16 protein-coding genes are annotated in these 17098 nt (G+C 67.8%); 7 read left to right on the top strand and 9 right to left on the bottom strand.

Annotated features, from left to right (window positions below; genetic code table 11):
• Positions 1 to 39: 39 nt before the first annotated feature.
• Together GVY39_RS03060 and GVY39_RS03055 are read right to left on the bottom strand one after the other, a co-directional pair.
• Complete coding sequence (locus tag GVY39_RS03060; protein ID WP_159920107.1) at positions 40 to 672, bottom strand: NAD(P)-dependent oxidoreductase; 633 nt, start codon at positions 670 to 672, stop codon at positions 40 to 42.
• A complete protein-coding gene (locus GVY39_RS03055) occupies positions 669 to 1562 on the bottom strand; it encodes an EamA family transporter (RefSeq protein ID WP_159920105.1) in 894 nt (297 codons plus the stop codon). Before GVY39_RS03055 ends, GVY39_RS03060 begins: the two co-directional genes overlap by 4 nt.
• A 142-nt stretch (positions 1563 to 1704) precedes the next feature.
• Between GVY39_RS03055 and GVY39_RS03050 the strand changes: the two genes are divergently transcribed.
• Entirely contained in the window at positions 1705 to 2592 is an 888-nt protein-coding gene (locus GVY39_RS03050; protein ID WP_159920103.1) for a LysR family transcriptional regulator, read from the top strand.
• A gap of 108 nt (positions 2593 to 2700) precedes the next feature.
• On the opposite strand, the gene GVY39_RS03045 is transcribed toward GVY39_RS03050, so the two are convergent.
• The gene (locus tag GVY39_RS03045) at positions 2701 to 3807 is read right to left on the bottom strand and encodes a PQQ-dependent sugar dehydrogenase (RefSeq protein ID WP_159920101.1); all 1107 of its coding nucleotides are present in this window, start codon (positions 3805 to 3807) and stop codon (positions 2701 to 2703) included.
• Between the two features lie 120 nt (positions 3808 to 3927).
• Between GVY39_RS03045 and GVY39_RS03040 the strand changes: the two genes are divergently transcribed.
• The gene (locus GVY39_RS03040; RefSeq protein WP_159920099.1) at positions 3928 to 4803 is read left to right on the top strand and encodes a DoxX family protein; all 876 of its coding nucleotides are present in this window, start codon (positions 3928 to 3930) and stop codon (positions 4801 to 4803) included.
• Positions 4804 to 4897: 94 nt separating this feature from the next.
• Here GVY39_RS03040 and ilvD read toward each other — a convergent pair whose 3' ends face one another.
• On the bottom strand, positions 4898 to 6739 hold the full coding sequence (ilvD, locus tag GVY39_RS03035; RefSeq protein WP_159920097.1) for a dihydroxy-acid dehydratase: 1842 nt from the start codon (positions 6737 to 6739) through the stop codon (positions 4898 to 4900).
• A 415-nt stretch (positions 6740 to 7154) separates the two neighbouring features.
• A complete protein-coding gene (locus GVY39_RS03030; protein ID WP_201295135.1) occupies positions 7155 to 7649 on the bottom strand; it encodes a PH domain-containing protein in 495 nt (164 codons plus the stop codon).
• A gap of 425 nt (positions 7650 to 8074) precedes the next feature.
• Here GVY39_RS03030 and GVY39_RS03025 point away from each other — a divergent pair, with 425 nt between their 5' ends.
• The 3 genes from GVY39_RS03025 (at position 8075) to ilvC (ending at position 11738) form a co-directional block, all read left to right on the top strand.
• A complete protein-coding gene (locus GVY39_RS03025; protein ID WP_159920095.1) occupies positions 8075 to 10009 on the top strand; it encodes an acetolactate synthase large subunit in 1935 nt (644 codons plus the stop codon).
• Positions 10006 to 10509: an acetolactate synthase small subunit gene (ilvN, locus tag GVY39_RS03020; RefSeq protein WP_039799659.1), complete on the top strand. Its 504-nt coding sequence runs from the start codon at positions 10006 to 10008 to the stop codon at positions 10507 to 10509. The genes GVY39_RS03025 and ilvN overlap by 4 nt, the downstream gene beginning before the upstream one ends.
• 227 nt (positions 10510 to 10736) lie before the next feature.
• Positions 10737 to 11738: a ketol-acid reductoisomerase gene (gene ilvC, locus GVY39_RS03015; RefSeq protein ID WP_174188615.1), complete on the top strand. Its 1002-nt coding sequence runs from the start codon at positions 10737 to 10739 to the stop codon at positions 11736 to 11738.
• 69 nt (positions 11739 to 11807) lie between these two features.
• Here the strand turns inward: ilvC and GVY39_RS03010 are convergent, their stop codons facing one another.
• Positions 11808 to 12095 (bottom strand): hypothetical protein, encoded by a 288-nt coding sequence (locus tag GVY39_RS03010; protein ID WP_159920091.1) that lies wholly within the window; start codon positions 12093 to 12095, stop codon positions 11808 to 11810.
• Between the two features lie 459 nt (positions 12096 to 12554).
• Here GVY39_RS03010 and GVY39_RS03005 point away from each other — a divergent pair, with 459 nt between their 5' ends.
• Positions 12555 to 13550, top strand: coding sequence for a hotdog domain-containing protein (locus GVY39_RS03005; protein WP_159920358.1), 996 nt, complete (start codon positions 12555 to 12557; stop codon positions 13548 to 13550).
• A gap of 58 nt (positions 13551 to 13608) precedes the next feature.
• Here GVY39_RS03005 and GVY39_RS03000 read toward each other — a convergent pair whose 3' ends face one another.
• From GVY39_RS03000 to GVY39_RS02990, 3 genes are all read right to left on the bottom strand, one after another.
• Positions 13609 to 14151 (bottom strand): hypothetical protein, encoded by a 543-nt coding sequence (locus GVY39_RS03000; protein ID WP_159920089.1) that lies wholly within the window; start codon positions 14149 to 14151, stop codon positions 13609 to 13611.
• Positions 14152 to 14224: 73 nt separating this feature from the next.
• Positions 14225 to 14827, bottom strand: coding sequence for a GNAT family N-acetyltransferase (locus GVY39_RS02995; RefSeq protein WP_159920087.1), 603 nt, complete (start codon positions 14825 to 14827; stop codon positions 14225 to 14227).
• A complete protein-coding gene (locus GVY39_RS02990; protein WP_159920085.1) occupies positions 14824 to 16164 on the bottom strand; it encodes a hypothetical protein in 1341 nt (446 codons plus the stop codon). Before GVY39_RS02990 ends, GVY39_RS02995 begins: the two co-directional genes overlap by 4 nt.
• Positions 16165 to 16353: 189 nt before the next feature.
• Here GVY39_RS02990 and GVY39_RS02985 point away from each other — a divergent pair, with 189 nt between their 5' ends.
• On the top strand, positions 16354 to 16845 hold the full coding sequence (locus tag GVY39_RS02985) for a DNA-directed RNA polymerase subunit beta (RefSeq protein ID WP_236565258.1): 492 nt from the start codon (positions 16354 to 16356) through the stop codon (positions 16843 to 16845).
• Positions 16846 to 17098: the final 253 nt, after the last annotated feature.

Raw genomic sequence — 17098 nt, 5'->3', positions numbered from 1 at the left:
GATCGACACACCAAGTGAGTCGGTCCCGATCGTGCGTGCTCAGTAGCCGACGGTGAAATGTCTGCTCTCGCTGGGATTCTCGAGCTCGTCGAGAACGGCCACGGCGAGATCTTCGACCGAGATCCTGGACGTGCCGTCGGCGCGGGTGACGAGGGTGGTGGCACCGCGCCGGTAGCCACCGGTGCGCGCTCCGGGTTCGAGGAGGGCGGGAGGGCTGAGATAGATCCAGTCGGCCGGGTGTGCTCGGCAGGTCTCCCACTGCGCGAGGCTGGCGGCGGCGATCGGGCGGATGGCTTCCGGCACGTACTCCGGGCTGTCGAGAACGAGCCGGTCGGGATGCCCTGGGGCCCGAAGCGGGGCCGCTCCGCCGACGACGAGAATGCGCGTCCGGGTAGCCGTGGCCGCATCCAGCAGCGCCTTGGTCGTCGCCGTGACGGTGTCTTCGTGCCCGGGAGCCGGACGGGTAGCGGCCACGATCGCGTCGGCGCCGTCGAGCAGTTCGCTCATCCGGACGGGGTCGTTCGCGTCGCCTTCGACGGCCCTCACTCCGGAAGGCAGGCCGGTCGGCCGCTGTTTGCGGAATACGGCGATGAGTTCATGACCTCGGCTCGCGGCTTCGGTGACGACGCGTGAGCCGACCATGCCGGTGGCTCCGACGACGGCGATCTTCATCGAGGTGTCCTTTCAGGTGTGGGGGTCGTGGTGGAGGTGGATGAGCGCGTGGGCGCGGGAAGCTGTCCCGCGACGATCGCGGCGAGGGCGAGCCCGAATCCCACGAGTTGGATCGGACCGAGGGTCTGGCCGAGCAGGATGGCGCCGAGAACGGCGGCGACCAGCGGCGAGAGCAGGACGAGCACCGCGACCGAGGTGACGGGCAGGGCGCCGATGCCGCGGAACCAGAGGACATAGGCGATCAGTCCGCCGACCAGGCCCAACCAGAGGTAGCCCAGAGCAGCGGGCGGGCCGATCGGGGGAGGCGGCCCCTCGACCAGGAACGTGAGGGGCAGCAGAAACAGGCCCCCCGCGGTGAGTTGCCAGCCCGCGAAAGCGGTGGGACCAGCCTCGGCCGGCCGTCCCCACCGTTTGGTGAGCGTCAGGCCGAGTGCCATCGAGGCCGCGGCGGCGAGGCCAGCCACGACACCGAGGGGGTCGAGCGCCGCGTCCGGCCCGATCACCACCAAGCCGACGCCGACCACGCCTATCGCGCCCCAGCCGATCCGCCACGCCGAGGGGTTCTCGTGCAGGACTGCCACGGCCAAGACGGCTACGACGAGCGGCTGCGCCGCCGCCAGGGTCGCGGCCACGCCGCCCGGTAGGCGTTCGGCGGCGAGGAACAGCAGCGGGAACAGCAGCCCGATGTTGAGCACGCCCAGCACCGCGGCCTTCCACCACCAAGTCCCGTGCGGCAACCTCCGCGTGAGCGCCAGTGCGATCAGACCGGCGGGCAACGCGCGCAGAAGTCCTGCGAACAGCGGGTGCCCCGGTGGCAGGAGTTCGGTGGTGACGACATATGTCGTGCCCCACGACACGGGAGCGAGGGCCGTCAGGACGGCGCGAGACATATGTCCCAGCGGCGCGTCACCGTTTCGGCCACCGGAAACAATCTGTGCAGCTGGGCTTTTCACACATGCAGTCTCGCCGGGTAGGCATCAATGAGTCCAACACATGTTTGTCACTTCATCAATCGCGATTCACGATTGATCCATGGAACTCCAGCAGATGCGCTACGTCGTCGCCGTCGCCGAGACCAACAGCTTCACCCGGGCGGCCGAACGATGTCTGGTCGTCCAGTCCGCCCTCAGTCACCAGATCGCGCGCTTGGAACGGGAACTGGGCGCGAGACTGTTCGAGCGCACCAGCCGCCGGGTGCGCCTGACACCGGCCGGCGCCGCGTTCCTCCCGGCCGCCCGCCAGTGCCTGGACGCCGCCGAGCGCGCGGCCGCCGAGGTCGCCGCGGCGGTGGGAGAGGTTCGCGGACGGCTCGCCGTGGGCCTCATCCCCACCGTCGCCGCTGTCGATGTCCCGGATGCGTTGCGTGAGTTCCGCCTGCGGCACCCGCACGTGCGCATCAGCCTGCGGGTGGGCGCGAGCGAGGAACTGGTCGAGAAGGTCGAGCAAGGAGCCCTCGACGTGGCCTTCCTCGGCCTGCCGACCACCGCGCGACCCCGAGGTGTCGCCGCCCAGGAACTCGCCCGCGACCGGCTGGTCGCCGTGGTCGCGCCGGACCATCCACTCGCCGGCGAGCCGACGATCGATCTTCGCAGGTTGTCCACCGAGGTCTTCGTGGACCTGCCGGCCGGGACAGCCGGACGCCTCCAATCCGACCAAGCCTTCTCGGCCGCCGGTCTCGACCGGGACGTCGCCTTCGAAGTGACCAGCGCGGACTACATCGCTCGCCTCGTCAGACCCGGCCTGGCCGTGGCCATGCTCCCCTCCGGCTTCGCGCCACAGCTGGAGGGCGTAGTCACCATCGAAGTAGCCGACGCTCCGGCTCGCGTCGAATACGTCATCTGGAACCGCACCCGCACACCCGCGGCAACTGCCTTCCTCGCCATTCTCGGCATCCCCGCACAAGATCGACCCGACTCCTGAGGCGCCCCGCTGGATCTGCCACATGGCCAGCTGGTCCGGAGCTCGTGCAGCCAGGGGACCGCAAGCGACCGCGAATACGCCGCGCGAAGGCGCGGAATCGAATACCGCTCAGTCCGTTCCGCCGCCTCCGGCCTGGGGCGGCGGGATGCGTACGACGCGGTCGTCGAAGGGTCCCGGCTGGCCGTCGGTCTTGTTCACCGTGGTCACCCAGACGGTTCCGTCGGCGCCGACCGCCGCGCCGCCGAGCTGGCCGTATCTGTCCTGCGCCAACAGGGTCGGGGCCGCGGTGACCGCGTGGGTGTTCGGGTCGGCGGCGGCGATGGCGAGGGCTTTCGCGCGGGTCAGCGAGATGGCGACGCCATCGGGGGCCGCCGCGCAGCCCGCGACGCCGGGCCGGTCCGGCCAGGTCCACATGGTGGTGACCACGCCGTCGCCGCCGAGCCGCTGCAACCGGTCCTCGGCGGCGGTGCGGTCGGTGATCCAGATGCTGTCTTTGCTGTCGCGGCACACGTCGCCGGCGGTGCCTATGCCCGAGACGGCGATCTCCGGCGCGGGCGTACGGCCGGGCACCGGCGAGTTCACGCGCAGCAACTTGCCCGCGAGCGAGCTCGCCGACGCGGCCGCGCCGGGGTTGCCCGCGTCGCCGGTCAGCACGAGCATCTGGTCGGGTGAGACGAAGTCGATCGCGCCCCGGTTCCCGCTGTCGCCTTTCGGGATCCCGGTGAGCACGTCCTTCGGGGAGCCGCCCTCGCCGATGCGGACCACCCGGTTGTCGCTCGATGTGGTGATGTAGGCGTACATCAGGCCGTCTTCGCGGTAGGTGGGCGACAGCGCGATATCGCTGAGGCCGCCGTCGCCGGAGCCGTCCACGTCCAGTCGCGCGATCTCGACCGGCGGCTGCTCCGGGACCACCTTCATGATGCGGCCGGTCCTGCGCTCGGCGACCAGCGCGCCGTCGGCCAGGGTGACCAGGCCGCCGGTGGTGTCCAGGCACGTGGCCACGACCGCCGGGTCCGGGTCGATGCACGGGCCGCTGGGGCGGGTGGTGGAGGTGGGTGACTGGTTCGGTTTCTTCGGGTCGATGTCGGCTCCGCGCAGGGTCGGTTCCGGGGTGAACGGACTGGACGCCGAATCGTCGAACCGGGCGCACCCGACCAGCAGGGCGGAACCGAGCGCCAAGCTCGCCGCGACGCGGCCCACGACAACCAAACTCATAGTTCAGACGTTACGGAAATACCGTCGCCCGCGCCCCCTCCGGGTGGGGTGTCGCGCGCACACTGACACGCCACGCCGTTACTCGCCCGCTATAGCGCGGTGCCGCATAGGGTATTGGCCGTGACCGACAAGCCGAAAGACACGCCCGAATCCAAGGCCGGGAACGCCACGCCCTCCACGGCAGAGCAGTCGGCGGTGTCGTCCACCGGTCGAGGGGTGACCAGCCCGTACGATTCGCCGACCGAGCAGTTCGAGCGGGTGGACACGGCCCAGCGGCCGGGATTGCGCAAGGACGTCCCGCGCACCGAGGAGGAGCTCGGACTCGACCCGGAGGTCCCGAGCACCGCCGAGAGCAAGGCCGCCGGGGGCGCGGCGCCCACCTACGATTACGCCAGCATCCCGCCCGCTCCGGCACCGCCGAACGAGACCGGGCGTCTGCGCCGCCGCACCGGCGAGAACCGCCGGGGAACGCTCGATCTCGGTTTGCTGCTGTTGCGTCTGGTCGTCGGCGCCACCTTCCTCTACCACGGTCTGCAGAAGCTCACCGGCTGGTTCCACGGCCCCGGTCTGGACGGCACGCGCGACATGATGGAGCGCGGCGGCTGGGATCATCCGACGGTGTCCACCATCCTGCTCACCGCGGGCGAGGTCGGCGGCGGTGTCCTGCTGATCCTCGGGCTCGCCACCCCGTTGGCGGCGGGCGCGGTGCTGGCGGTGATCCTGGACGCCTGGGCCTGGAAGCAGGGCATGGCCCCCGGATTCCAGTACAAAGCCGGACCCGGAGCGGTGGAAATGGAGAGCATCCTCGCGGGTGTCGCCACCGTCATCATCCTGACCGGCCCGGGTCGCTTGTCCTTCGACCGCAACCGAGGCTGGGCGATCCGCCCCGCGGCGGGCTCCTTCGTCGTGCTGCTCCTCGCCATCGCGGCCGCGGTCGGGGCCTACTGGTACCTGCACGGCGGCAACCCGCTGACGGGCATCGGTCCCTTCGCCTGAGTTGCCGGACGAAGCGAAAGGCCCCTTCATCCGATCGAGGATGAAGGGGCCGTCGTGTTCGTAACGGAGCTGCTGCCCCGTGAAGACGCGGACCTTACGGCACGTGCCGGACCGCGCCCTTGTCTGCGGAAGTGGCCAGCGCGGCGTAGGCGCGCAGAGCGGTCGTCACCGGACGGTCGCGGTTGACCGGCTGCCAGGGCCGTTCGGAGGCTTCCATCTTCGCGCGGCGCTCGGCCAGGACGGCGTCGTCGACGAGCACCTCGAGAGTGCGGGTGGAAACGTCGATGCGGATCTGATCACCGTTCTCGATCAAGCCGATGACGCCGCCGCTGGCCGCCTCGGGAGAGATGTGCCCGATCGACAGGCCGGAAGTGCCGCCGGAGAACCGGCCGTCGGTGATCAGGGCGCACTGCTTGCCGAGCCCGGAACCCTTCAGGAAGGCGGTCGGGTGCAGCATCTCCTGCATGCCGGGGCCGCCCGCGGGGCCCTCGTAGCGGACCACGATCACGTCGCCGGGCTTGATCTTCTTGCCGAGGATGACCGACACGGCTTCTTCCTGCGACTCCACCACGACCGCCGGGCCCTGGAAGGAGAACAGCTCTTCGTCGATACCTGCGGTCTTGAGCACCGCGCCGTCGGGCGCGATGTTGCCGCGCAGCACGACCAGCCCGCCTTCCTTGGTGTAGGCGTGCTCGAGGTCGCGGATGCAACCGCCTTCGGCGTCGGTGTCCAGCGACGACCAACGGTTGTCGGTGGAGAACGGCTCGGTGGTGCGCACCCCGCCCGGCGCGGCGTGGAACAGTTCGATGGCTTCCCGGGAGGCCTTGCCGGAGCGGATGTCCCAGGTGTCGAGCCACTCGTCGAAGCTCGCGGTGTGCACCGTGGTGACATCGGTCTCCAGCAGCCCGGCGCGGCGCAGCTCGCCCAGGATGGCGGGGATGCCACCGGCGCGGTGCACGTCCTCCATGTGGTAGTCCGAGTTGGGCGACACCTTCGACAGGGTGGGCACCCGGCGGCTGATCTCCTCGATGGAGTGCAGATCGAAGTCGATCTCACCTTCCTGCGCTGCGGCCAGCGTGTGCAGCACGGTGTTGGTCGAGCCGCCCATCGCGACGTCCAACGCCATCGCGTTGCGGAAGGCTTTGACGTCGGCCACGTTCCGCGGCAGCACGGACGCGTCGTCCTCGCGGTACCAGCGGTTGGCGATGTCCACCACCACGGTGCCCGCCCGCTCGAACAGCGCCCGGCGCGCGGCGTGCGTCGCGAGGGTGGAGCCGTTGCCGGGCAGCGAGAGACCGAGCGCTTCGGTGAGGCAGTTCATCGAGTTCGCGGTGAACATGCCCGAGCACGAGCCGCAGGTCGGGCACGCCGACCGCTCGACCTCGGACAGGCCCTCATCCGAGACGGCCTGATTCGCGCTCGCGGAGATCGCGGTGACCAAGTCGGTGGGCGCTTGCGCGACGCCGCCGACGACCACCGCCTTGCCCGCCTCCATCGGCCCGCCGGAGACGAACACCGTCGGAATGTTCAGCCGCATGGCGGCATTCAGCATGCCGGGGGTGATCTTGTCGCAGTTGGAGATGCAGACCAGCGCGTCCGCGGTGTGCGCGTTCACCATGTATTCGACGGAGTCGGCGATGATCTCGCGCGAAGGCAGCGAGTAGAGCATGCCGCCGTGGCCCATGGCGATGCCGTCGTCGACGGCGATGGTGTGGAATTCGCGCGGCACGCCACCGGCGGCGCGCACCGACTCGGCCACGATCTCGCCGACGTTCTTCAGGTGCACGTGGCCGGGCACGAACTGGGTGTAGGAGTTCGCGATGGCGACGATCGGCTTGCCGAAGTCGGTGTCGGTCATGCCGGTGGCGCGCCAGAGTGCGCGTGCGCCTGCGGCATTGCGGCCGATGGTGGTGGTTCGTGAACGAAGCGGTGGCATTTCGATGGTCCTCGGGTCGCGGGGGCTGACGTGCGACGGCGCAGAGCCTGCTCGGCGGAGCACCACGTTACTCCCGGTAGGCGTGTCCGCCCGCCGGTGGTGCGGCCGCGGCGTCCATGGCTGTCAGCCGGGTTCGGTTTGCCGCCCCTGTGTGGTGTCGCGGGCGGCGACGGTGACGCCGGAGGTGCCGGACCGTCGAGGGTGGGGATGCGAAGGAGGATCACTGCTCCGGTGAAATCATCCCATCACCCGACCGCAACAGCTTACGTGGAGGGAATGTTCCACCTCGACGCGATCGCTGAGTTCACTGCGTACCTGCGGGGCATCCACGCGGCCCAGCGGGGCGGCGGGTTCGTCGTCGCCGGTCAGGTGCGGTCGGCCCCGCTCAGGATCCGGAGCCCTGCGCGAGTAATCGCTACGGCGTGTCCTCGCCGGTGGAGTCCTCGGCGGACTTCGCCGTCCCGTTGGTTCGCAGTCCGCCGTCGCCACTCGCGTTCGTGTCCGGTTCCGCGAATCCTGCGGGGGACTCGTCCTCCAGGGACGTGTCCGGCCGCGCGAACGGGTCCGGGATCCGTCCGCCGGAGGCCGCCGCCAGATCGCGCAGCCGGTCGTAGCTCACCGCGGGCAACTTCACCTCGGTGCCGTCGGTCAGGTCGGCGCGCACGTAGCCGCGCTTGGGGATGCGGACCCCTTTCACCTGTGACCAGTCGAGGTGACGCGAACCGAACAGCGTCCGCAGGTCCAGTCCCGCGCGGGAGACCGTGGTCTGGGTCCGCAGCACCCACACCAGCACCACGACGGGGAGCAGCAGCAGCCACCACAGTCCGGCCGGCCAACCGACGAACGGGAAGAACACGCACATCAGCAGGATGAACACGCCCAGGAAGGCCAGCCGTGGGATGCGGATCACACGGGCGTCCGAGACGCCACCCGTATCCGTTGTCGCGGCAGGAGTGTGGGACGATTCAGAAGGTGGCACGGACTGATGCGGTGATGACACACCACCATCCTCGCATCCTGGTGAAGGGCACAAGCATCCGCACTGTCCCACATAATGGGACACAAGGGGTCATCTGTTTGACTCTTCGGTTCACACCCGCTTAACGTCGTGCGCGTGAATCGAAACGAGTTGCTCGTAATCGGCCGGCGCGTCCAGCGTTGAGCCTGACACACTGAGTCGAATACGTCAGCTCGCGTTGCGACGCGCCACCCTCGATCAGCCCTGTGCTGTCGGGGGCTTTTTTATGTTCGGACTAATGTCCAGCATGGCGAAGCGCAAGACACCGCTGGCACAAATTCCGGGGTCAGAACCACAACCAGTAAGGAACGAAGACGGTGAGCGCACCTACCGCACGGCCCGGGCCCTCGGCCCGAAGGCCAGCGCCTTCGGCGAACCAGCAGGCCACGCCCGCTGCCAACCCGACCTCCGCGGCCAACCGCCGCCCGGTCCCGCCCGAGCGGGTCACCGGCGCGCAGTCGGTCGTCCGGTCGCTCGAGGAGCTCGGCGTCGACACCGTATTCGGCATCCCGGGCGGTGCGATCCTTCCCGTGTACGACCCGCTGTTCGATTCCACCAAGGTGCGCCACGTCCTGGTCCGGCACGAGCAGGGCGCCGGTCACGCGGCCACCGGCTACGCCCAGGCCACCGGCAAGGTCGGTGTGTGCATGGCCACATCCGGTCCCGGCGCGACCAACCTGGTCACCCCGATCGCCGACGCGCAGATGGACTCGGTCCCGATCGTGGCCATCACCGGCCAGGTCGGCCGCAGCCTGATCGGCACCGACGCGTTCCAGGAAGCCGACATCTCCGGCATCACCATGCCGATCACCAAACACAACTTCCTGATCACCGACGGTGTCGACATCCCGCGCATCATCGCGGAGGCGTTCTACCTCGCCGCGTCCGGCCGCCCCGGCGCGGTGCTCGTCGACATCCCCAAGGACGTGCTGCAGGCGCAGACCACCTTCAGCTGGCCGCCGGAGATGCGGCTGCCCGGCTACCGTCCGGTCACCAAGCCGCACGGCAAGCAGGTGCGCGAAGCCGCGCGGATGATCATGGAAGCCAAGGCTCCCGTGCTCTACGTCGGCGGCGGCGTGATCAAAGCGGACGCCTCCGCCGAGCTGCTGCGGCTGGCCGAGCTGACCGGCATCCCCGTGGTCACCACGCTGATGGCGCGCGGCGCGTTCCCCGACAGCCACCGCCTGAACATGGGCATGCCCGGCATGCACGGCACCGTGGGCGCCGTCGCCGCGTTGCAGCGGTCGGACCTGCTGATCACGCTCGGCGCCCGCTTCGACGACCGCGTCACCGGCCAGCTGGACTCCTTCGCGCCCGGCGCCAAGGTGATCCATGCCGACATCGACCCGGCAGAGATCGGCAAGAACCGGCACGCCGACGTCCCGATCGTCGGCGACTGCCGCGAGGTGATCGTCGAGCTCATCGAGACGCTGAAGGCCGATCCCGCCGCGGGCAATTCGCTGCCGCTGCCGTTGACCGACTGGTGGACCTACCTCGACGGCGTGCGCGACGCCTACCCGCTGGGCTGGACACCGCCCGCGGACGGCTCGCTGTCGCCGGAGTTCGTCATCGAGGCGCTGGGCCGGCTGGCCGGACCCGACGCGATCTACTGCGCGGGCGTCGGTCAGCACCAGATGTGGGCCGCGCAGTTCATCAAGTACGAGAAGCCGCGCACCTGGCTCAACTCCGGCGGCCTCGGCACCATGGGCTACGCCGTCCCGGCGGCCATGGGCGCGAAGATGGGCGCGCCGGACAAAGAGGTGTGGGCGGTCGACGGTGACGGCTGCTTCCAGATGACCAACCAGGAGCTGGCCACCTGCGCCGTCGAGGGCGTCCCGATCAAGGTCGCGCTGATCAACAACGGCAACCTCGGCATGGTGCGCCAGTGGCAGACGCTGTTCTACCAGGAGCGTTACTCCAACACCGACCTGGGCACGCACACCCTGCGCATTCCCGACTTCGTGAAGCTCGCCGAAGCCCTCGGCTGCCACGGCATCCGGGTGGAGCGCGAGGAGGACGTCGAGGCCGCCATCCGCGAGGCGCAGTCCATCAACGACCGTCCCGTGGTGATCGACTTCATCGTCGGCAAGGACGCCCAGGTGTGGCCCATGGTCGCGGCGGGCACCAGCAACGACGAGATCATGGCCGCTCGCGGCATCCGCCCGCTGTTCGACGAGGACGAGCAGGCCGCCGAGCCCTCGGTCATCCACGCGGCGATGTCGCACGAACAGAACAAGGTGAACAACGGATGAGCACCACGCATACCCTCAGCGTTCTCGTCGAGGACAAACCGGGCGTGCTGGCACGGGTCGCGGCGCTGTTCTCCCGCCGCGGCTTCAATATCGAATCGCTGGCGGTCGGCGGCACCGAGCTGCCGGAGATCTCGCGCATGACCATCGTCGTCACCGTGGAGGATCTGCCGCTGGAGCAGGTCACCAAGCAGCTCAACAAGCTGGTGAACGTCATCAAGATCGTGGAGCAGGACTCCGACAGCTCGGTGGCCCGCGAACTGATCCTGGTGAAGGTGCGCGCCGACGCCAGCGTGCGGACCCAGGTGATCGAAGCCGTCGGGCTGTTCCGCGCGAAGGTCATCGACGTGTCGCCGGACGCGCTCACCGTCGAGGCGACCGGAACCCGGTCCAAGCTCGACGCGCTGCTGCGGATGCTCGAGCCGTACGGCATCAGGGAGATCGTGCAGTCCGGTGTCGTCGCGGTGGGCCGTGGGCCGAAGTCCATCACCGCCACTCGGTGAGATAGCGAGCGGCACACCGATGGGGCCGACCGTCCGGCGGCGGCCACACGCTAGTCTTTCTGCGATCGACGGTTGGCGTGCCGCCTCCCCGCGTACGCGGGAATGATCCCCTCCCGCTACCGCGGAGGTGATCCGATCCAGAACAACGTAAATCCGCACCGGCGCAAGCACGGTGTGCCCCGCCTCGCGCGGGGATGATCCCGGAAGGAACCACAGTGGCAGTCGAGATGTTCTACGACGACGATGCCGACCTGTCGATCATCCAGGGCCGCAAGGTCGCTGTCATCGGCTACGGCAGCCAGGGGCACGCGCACTCGCTGAGCCTGCGCGACTCGGGCGTCGAGGTCCGCGTCGGCCTGGCCGAGGGTTCGAAGTCGCGTCCGAAGGCCGAGGAGGCGGGCCTGACCGTCGGCACTCCGGCGGAGGTCTCGGCGTGGGCGGACCTCATCATGGTGCTCGCGCCCGACACGGCGCAGGCGTCGATCTTCACCAATGACATCGAGCCGAACCTGAACGACGGCGACGCGCTGTTCTTCGGCCACGGCCTCAACATCCACTTCGGCCTGATCAAGCCGCCGGCCAACGTCACCATCGGCATGGTGGCCCCGAAGGGTCCGGGCCACCTGGTGCGTCGTCAGTTCGTCGACGGCAAGGGCGTTCCGGCGCTGATCGCGATCGATCAGGACCCGAAGGGTGAGGGCCAGGCGCTGGCGCTGTCCTACGCCAAGGGCATCGGCGGCACCCGCGCGGGCGTCATCAAGACCACCTTCAAAGAAGAGACCGAGACCGACCTGTTCGGTGAGCAGGCCGTGCTCTGCGGTGGCACCGAGGAACTGGTCAAGACCGGTTTCGAGGTCATGGTCGAGGCCGGTTACGCGCCGGAGATGGCCTACTTCGAGGTGCTGCACGAGCTGAAGCTGATCGTCGACCTGATGTACGAGGGCGGCATCGCGCGGATGAACTACTCGGTGTCCGACACCGCCGAGTTCGGCGGCTACCTGTCGGGTCCGCGGGTGATCGACGCCGACACCAAGAAGCGCATGCAGGACATCCTCAAGGACATCCAGGACGGCAGCTTCGTCAAGCGCCTGGTCGCCAACGTCGAGGGCGGCAACAAGGAGCTCGAGGCGCTGCGCAAGCAGAACGCCGAGCACCCGATCGAGGTCACCGGCGCCAAGCTGCGCGGCCTGATGAGCTGGGTCGATCGTCCGATCACCGAGACCGCCTGACCTCTCGGCTGATTCGCACGGGTGGCCCGCTCCGGACTCGGAGCGGGCCACCGGCGTCTTCACGGACTTCTAGCTGCTGCCGAACATGCCTGGCGCTTGCTGCCCGAAACCCTGACCGAAGGGGCCGCCGTACTGGTTGTCGCCCCAGTCCAACAGCGGGTTGTTGTTGCAACTCCAATTCTGGAACGGACCGAAGGCGCACCGGTCGTAATACGGGTCGTACCAGGCGTGAGTGACCCCGGGTGTGCCCGGGGTGGCCGAGGCAGGCATCGCCGACGCGGTCAACGGGATTGCGGTGATCGCACCGGCGACGGCCACGCGGGCCAGGGTGCGGCGTGCGCTGATTGTGGAGAACAACGTAAATCCTTTCGTTCTACGGTGAGTGTTTCGCTCACCATCCCCCCGTTGCGGGTCTGCCCACGGCCTTACCCCCGCAGACAGGTCTGGATCTACGGTCGCTGCTTCGCGGTCGCGCTCAACGACGGGCAGCGGCTGCTGTTTCACTCTTGCGCACTTGCCGCGAAAGGTCACGGGTGTTCGCGCCTTTGCGGGTGAAATCGAACCGCCGTATTAGGGGCGACCCCTATACGCGTTGCTCGCCGATCGCAGAAGCTTGTGTCTTCCCCTCGACGAGGTGATTGGCGGCGGCGCACTGCGCGGGCCCAGGCTGGTTACTCGCTCGTACCGACGGCAGCGCCTAGGGTTCTCCCGGACAACGGGGTCGAATAGCCGAGAATTCTCTGCCCGAACGGAGGGTGACCCTTGCCCGACTCGCCACACCCGCGCCCTGTCGCGACCGCCCCGAATCCGGCCTCGATCGGTCGGCGTCCCGAGGCGATCCACCGCTTCCTCGTCCAACCCGCCGACGCGGGCATCCTCGGATCGGTCGACGGCGGCAAACTCCTCGAATGGATCGACAAAGTCGCCTACGCGGCGGCGGCCCAGTGGAGCGGCCGCTACTGCGTGACCGCCTATGTCGGAAACATCCATCTCGACCGCCCGATCGCGGTCGGTGAGCTGGTCGAATTGCACGCCAACCTCGTCCACACCGGGCGCACCAGCATGCACATCCTCGTGACGGTCTATTCCACCGATCCCACCCGGGTGAAGCAGGTGCAGTCGGCGCAATGCCTGACGATCTTCGTCGCGGTAGACGAGGAGAGGCGCAATGTGGAAGTCCCGCAATGGAATCCGACGACCTTGCTGGAAATGCAGCGGCATCGGCAGGCGCGGGCCAGGATTTCGGTGCGCAAGCAGATCGAGGAGGCGATGGCCGCGCAGCGGTACACCTCCGCGGGCATCGCGCCGAGCGCCACGCTGCGCTTCCTGGCAGCCCCTTCGGACATCAACTGGGGCGGCAAAGTTCACGGTGGCCGGACGATGCGGTGGATCGACGAGGCGGCGTACGTGTGCGGCGCCGACTGGGCCGGGCAGCGCGTCCTCACCTCCTACTTCGGCGGCATCCGCTTCTACCGTCCGATCGTGATCGGCCACGTCGTCGAGGTCACCGCGCGATTGATCCACACCGGCCCGCGCAGCATGCATGTCAGCGTGCACGTGACCTCCACCGATGCCCACTCCGACGAACCGGCGCTGGCGGCGCACGGTCTCGCGGTGGTCGTCGCGGTGGACGACGACGGAAAAGCGCGTGCCGTACGCCAGTGGGAGCCGGTCTCCGAGGAGGATCGCGCCCTCGACACGCACGCCCGGCACCTGATCGACCTGCGCGCGCTGGTCGAGCCGTTCACCATGGCGAGCGCCGTGCCCTCCGACGCCGAACCGAGCCATTTCCGAGCGCCGGGGCCGAGCTGACGTCGAGCCTGCCTCGCTAGCTGTTCACCGTTCACGCTGCGGATGCGGGGCGGCGAGCTTATCTCCGGAGGTCTCTGACGATGACCCGGTCGTCCGGGGCCCGCAAAAGACTTTCGGCACGGGGTAGTACTGCCGTCACAGGAAAGTAGTCGCGGTTGAGTGTGCACGTTATCCGGGTGCCTGGACTTCCGGTTGGCTCTTGCTCGCGCGGCGATGAGATGGGTGTGGTCCCCGAGAACTCATGCAGCTGATGCCGATTCGCTGTGCGGATCTCGATCCAGGTTCGTGCGCTGACCGCGAGCAGCGGGTTGAGAACCCATCGCCGCAATGGCAAGCCATTCCCGTCGAGTTTGCCCATCTGGTTGACGATGTTGTCGGTGACGGTGAACCGGTGGTCCGACTCGAGGACCACCTCGACCCGAATGTCTACTTGATCCGGCTCCGACAACGCGTCCAGCACCACCGCATTGACAACAGCGCCGACCAGGCCGGCATTCTCACGGTGGCAGCCGAAATACATCTGAGGCCGGGCTCGAACATTTTCCTCGAACGACATCAGAACGATTTCGGTTGTCGAGTAGTCCTCCGGCTGCGCTGCCACAACCTCCATCCTTCCAGACCAAATCACCGGAAGGTGTCCCAACGCACTGAACGGAGACCGTGGGGTGACAGCACTAGCTCGCCTCAGCCTGCGGTTGATCGCGCATCAGAACGTCGAACTGCGGGGCTTCGTGCCAGCTCGGTCGCAGAGTGCCGACGCGGTACCACCCCCACCGGCGATACCTGTCATACGCCAGGTGATTATCCGGGCGAACCAGCAATGTCGCGCGCCGCTCGGGTCGGAACGCGAGCAGTTCGTCATGCAGGGCGCGCGCGATTCCCTTCCCGGTAAACGGTTTGCGCACCATGATCTCGCTGAACGCGAATGTGCGGGAACCATTCTCGGCAGTGAAGTCCGCCCGGTCGCCTTCATCGAGCCTCAGCCCGTCCCACCACGCGGTATCGGCAGTGAGCGGCCAACCCCACGCTTGGCCGCAGGGCTCAGCGTCGAGGCGGGCGATCACCAACTCGAACCCACCGGCGCGGGCGGGGTCGGTGTAGGCATCGAATCGGTGCATGAACGCCTCGGGGGATTCGAACTCTTCGCCGGACTCGATCGCATCGACGTAGGAGTCGCGGAAGATGCGTTCGACTTCGTCGCGGAGTTCGCGGGCTTGTGCTGCGGTGTAGTGCTGGAAGTGGATGCCGTCTATCGGCGCAAACTGCTCGGGCTTCACGCAGTGACCACCTTTCCCGCCAGTTCATCGAATCGGGTCGTGAACTCCTCGTAACGGCCTTCGGCTGCGATGCGCACCGATTCCAGCCGGTGCAGGGTGCGAATGGAGGACACGGAACCTTCAAGGTCGGCCAGAACAGAGATCCCTTGCTCGACGGCAGCGTCGATTTCACCGACTTCTGCTAGCGCCGTCGCCGAGCCTGCCCGATAGCACGCCGAGTTTCGAGCTCCAGCCTGTTCCAGAACAAGGCCGGCGTGCAGGTCGGCGGACTTCGCATAGTCGCCGAAATGTCCATATGCGCAGGCTTCGTGGTACCTGATTTCGCTGGTGTTGACGAATCGCACCCATGAGGGGCATTCGTCGTGCGTCTCGTGGTCGAGCGCGAAATCGAGTTCCCGCCATGCTGTGGCGATGGCTTTACCGAACGCGGCCCGGTCGCCGAGAATCCCGAACGCCTGCGCCTCGCGCGTGGCGATGAGGGCATGGATACGGCCGGGCGCGTCGCCACGGGTGAGTTCCCGGGCACGGTCGGAGAGGTTGAGCGCGCGATGGGGGTTCGTCTGTCCGCTGCGCTCACGGGACACCGCCAGCAGTGCGGCGTTCATACACACGTGTACGGTCAGCCCGTCGTTGCCTGCCTGGTTCGCCAAACCGAATGCGTCGGCGTAGCAGCGACGGGCGAGTGGGTAGAGTTCGGAGTCGTATGCCAGCCATCCGGCGATGGTCGCGAGTTCTCCTGTGGCGCTAATGAATGCGCGGCCAGCGTTTTCGGAGAAAGCGCACGTGTCGAGCAGGCGTTTCGCAGCTTCGAGCGCTTGGACGGCATCTTGCACGAGCGCCGCGCCGCCGATTTCCTGTTCGCGGTGGCACAGGTAGGCGGCGAAGTCATCGAGGCGTCGCGCGTCGGCGACACCTATGCGAGCCGGAACCGCATCACCATCGCCGCTGGCCGCTAGCAACGCGGCTCCCATCAGCATTCCGAATTCGCGTCGCTTCACATCAACCTCGGTTTCTGCCGTGCTGTGTTGGCCGCCCACAACCAGGCTATCGCCCGCCGCCTCGGTGGGGCGTCGACGAGCGAGCGGTATCGCGGCGTCGCGCAGGTCGTGAACCTCGGCTCGGAAGCGGGCACGCTGTTCGTCTGTGAGCCGAGCGAGTTCGGTGTCCAATGCGCTTGCGGAGTCATTGCGTACTGGCTTGTCCGCGGTGGCGCGCTCCCACTTGCGGATCGTCGCAACCTGAAAGCCTGTTCGTTCCGCGAACTGCTCCTGCGTCAGCCGAAGGGCCGCCGAGCGCAGCGCCTTGACTTCGACCTTCGTCCATTTGTTGACGATCATCCTCACCCCCTGATTCCCCTGCAATGCATGGTGGCGCAAGCGTATTACGTCTGTGCGGCTTCTATGGCTGGGATCACATGCCGAACATGGCGAAGCTGAAGGCAGCCCCACCGCCGGGTCGAATCGGACCTACACGGACTCCCCGGCGGTGGGTGCCTACCACGTTGAACCAGGCGGAGGGACGCCCGAATGAGTATGCCGAGCGACATCCAGGACACGCCGTTGTCGGTGTGCCATTTCTACCGAAAGGTGTGTGATCTGCCCGCTGAAGTAGACCCGCCGCATACGGGGCGGATCGTGATCCGAACCGGCGTTGTGTGCGGGCTGATGATGCCAGCCTTCATCGGCTCTGAAGTGAAGATGCGGATGCAGTGCCACGGCTGGCAGGTCGGCCCGATTCTGACGCATCCGCGCTCGCAAAGCTGGACATTCCTGGCGTGTGCGGATCTCCCGGACGCGATCGGGTTGTTCGCAGAGATGTCGCGGTTGCAGATCTCCATCATCCGTGGCGGAGGGATCATTGCCCTACCTGGGCCGGGCCAGCGCCCGGGTTTGTTTCGTGCGTGGGTGCAGCCGCCACGCGACCCGTTCCGCCCGTCCGGGACTGCAGTGATCGATGCGATTCGGCGATGTGTTGTGCAGCGTGCGAGCAAGCGGCGGGGCCTGGTGAACCATGTCTGATGGCGCGCACGGATGCGGTCCGGAATGCGAACCATGGATCACCGCAACGCATTGTGGCGTGACGAAGTTCGATCACGCGACAGGTGAACTTCTGGCAGTGCGCTGTCCGTCGAAGACCTGCTGTGACCTCGTTGTGCCGCTCACTGCAGGCCGGATCGCACCGCATGCCGCTCCGGTCGGTGTGACTCGCAGCCGGTGCCCGTGGATCGGTATGCGTGTGGTTGATGACCGCAACCCGTTCCAGACCGGAGTC

Source organism: Nocardia sp. CY15 (genome assembly GCF_009829295.1).
Lineage (GTDB): Bacteria > Actinomycetota > Actinomycetes > Mycobacteriales > Mycobacteriaceae > Nocardia > Nocardia sputi.
This window is presented reverse-complemented; position numbering and strand designations above follow the sequence as displayed.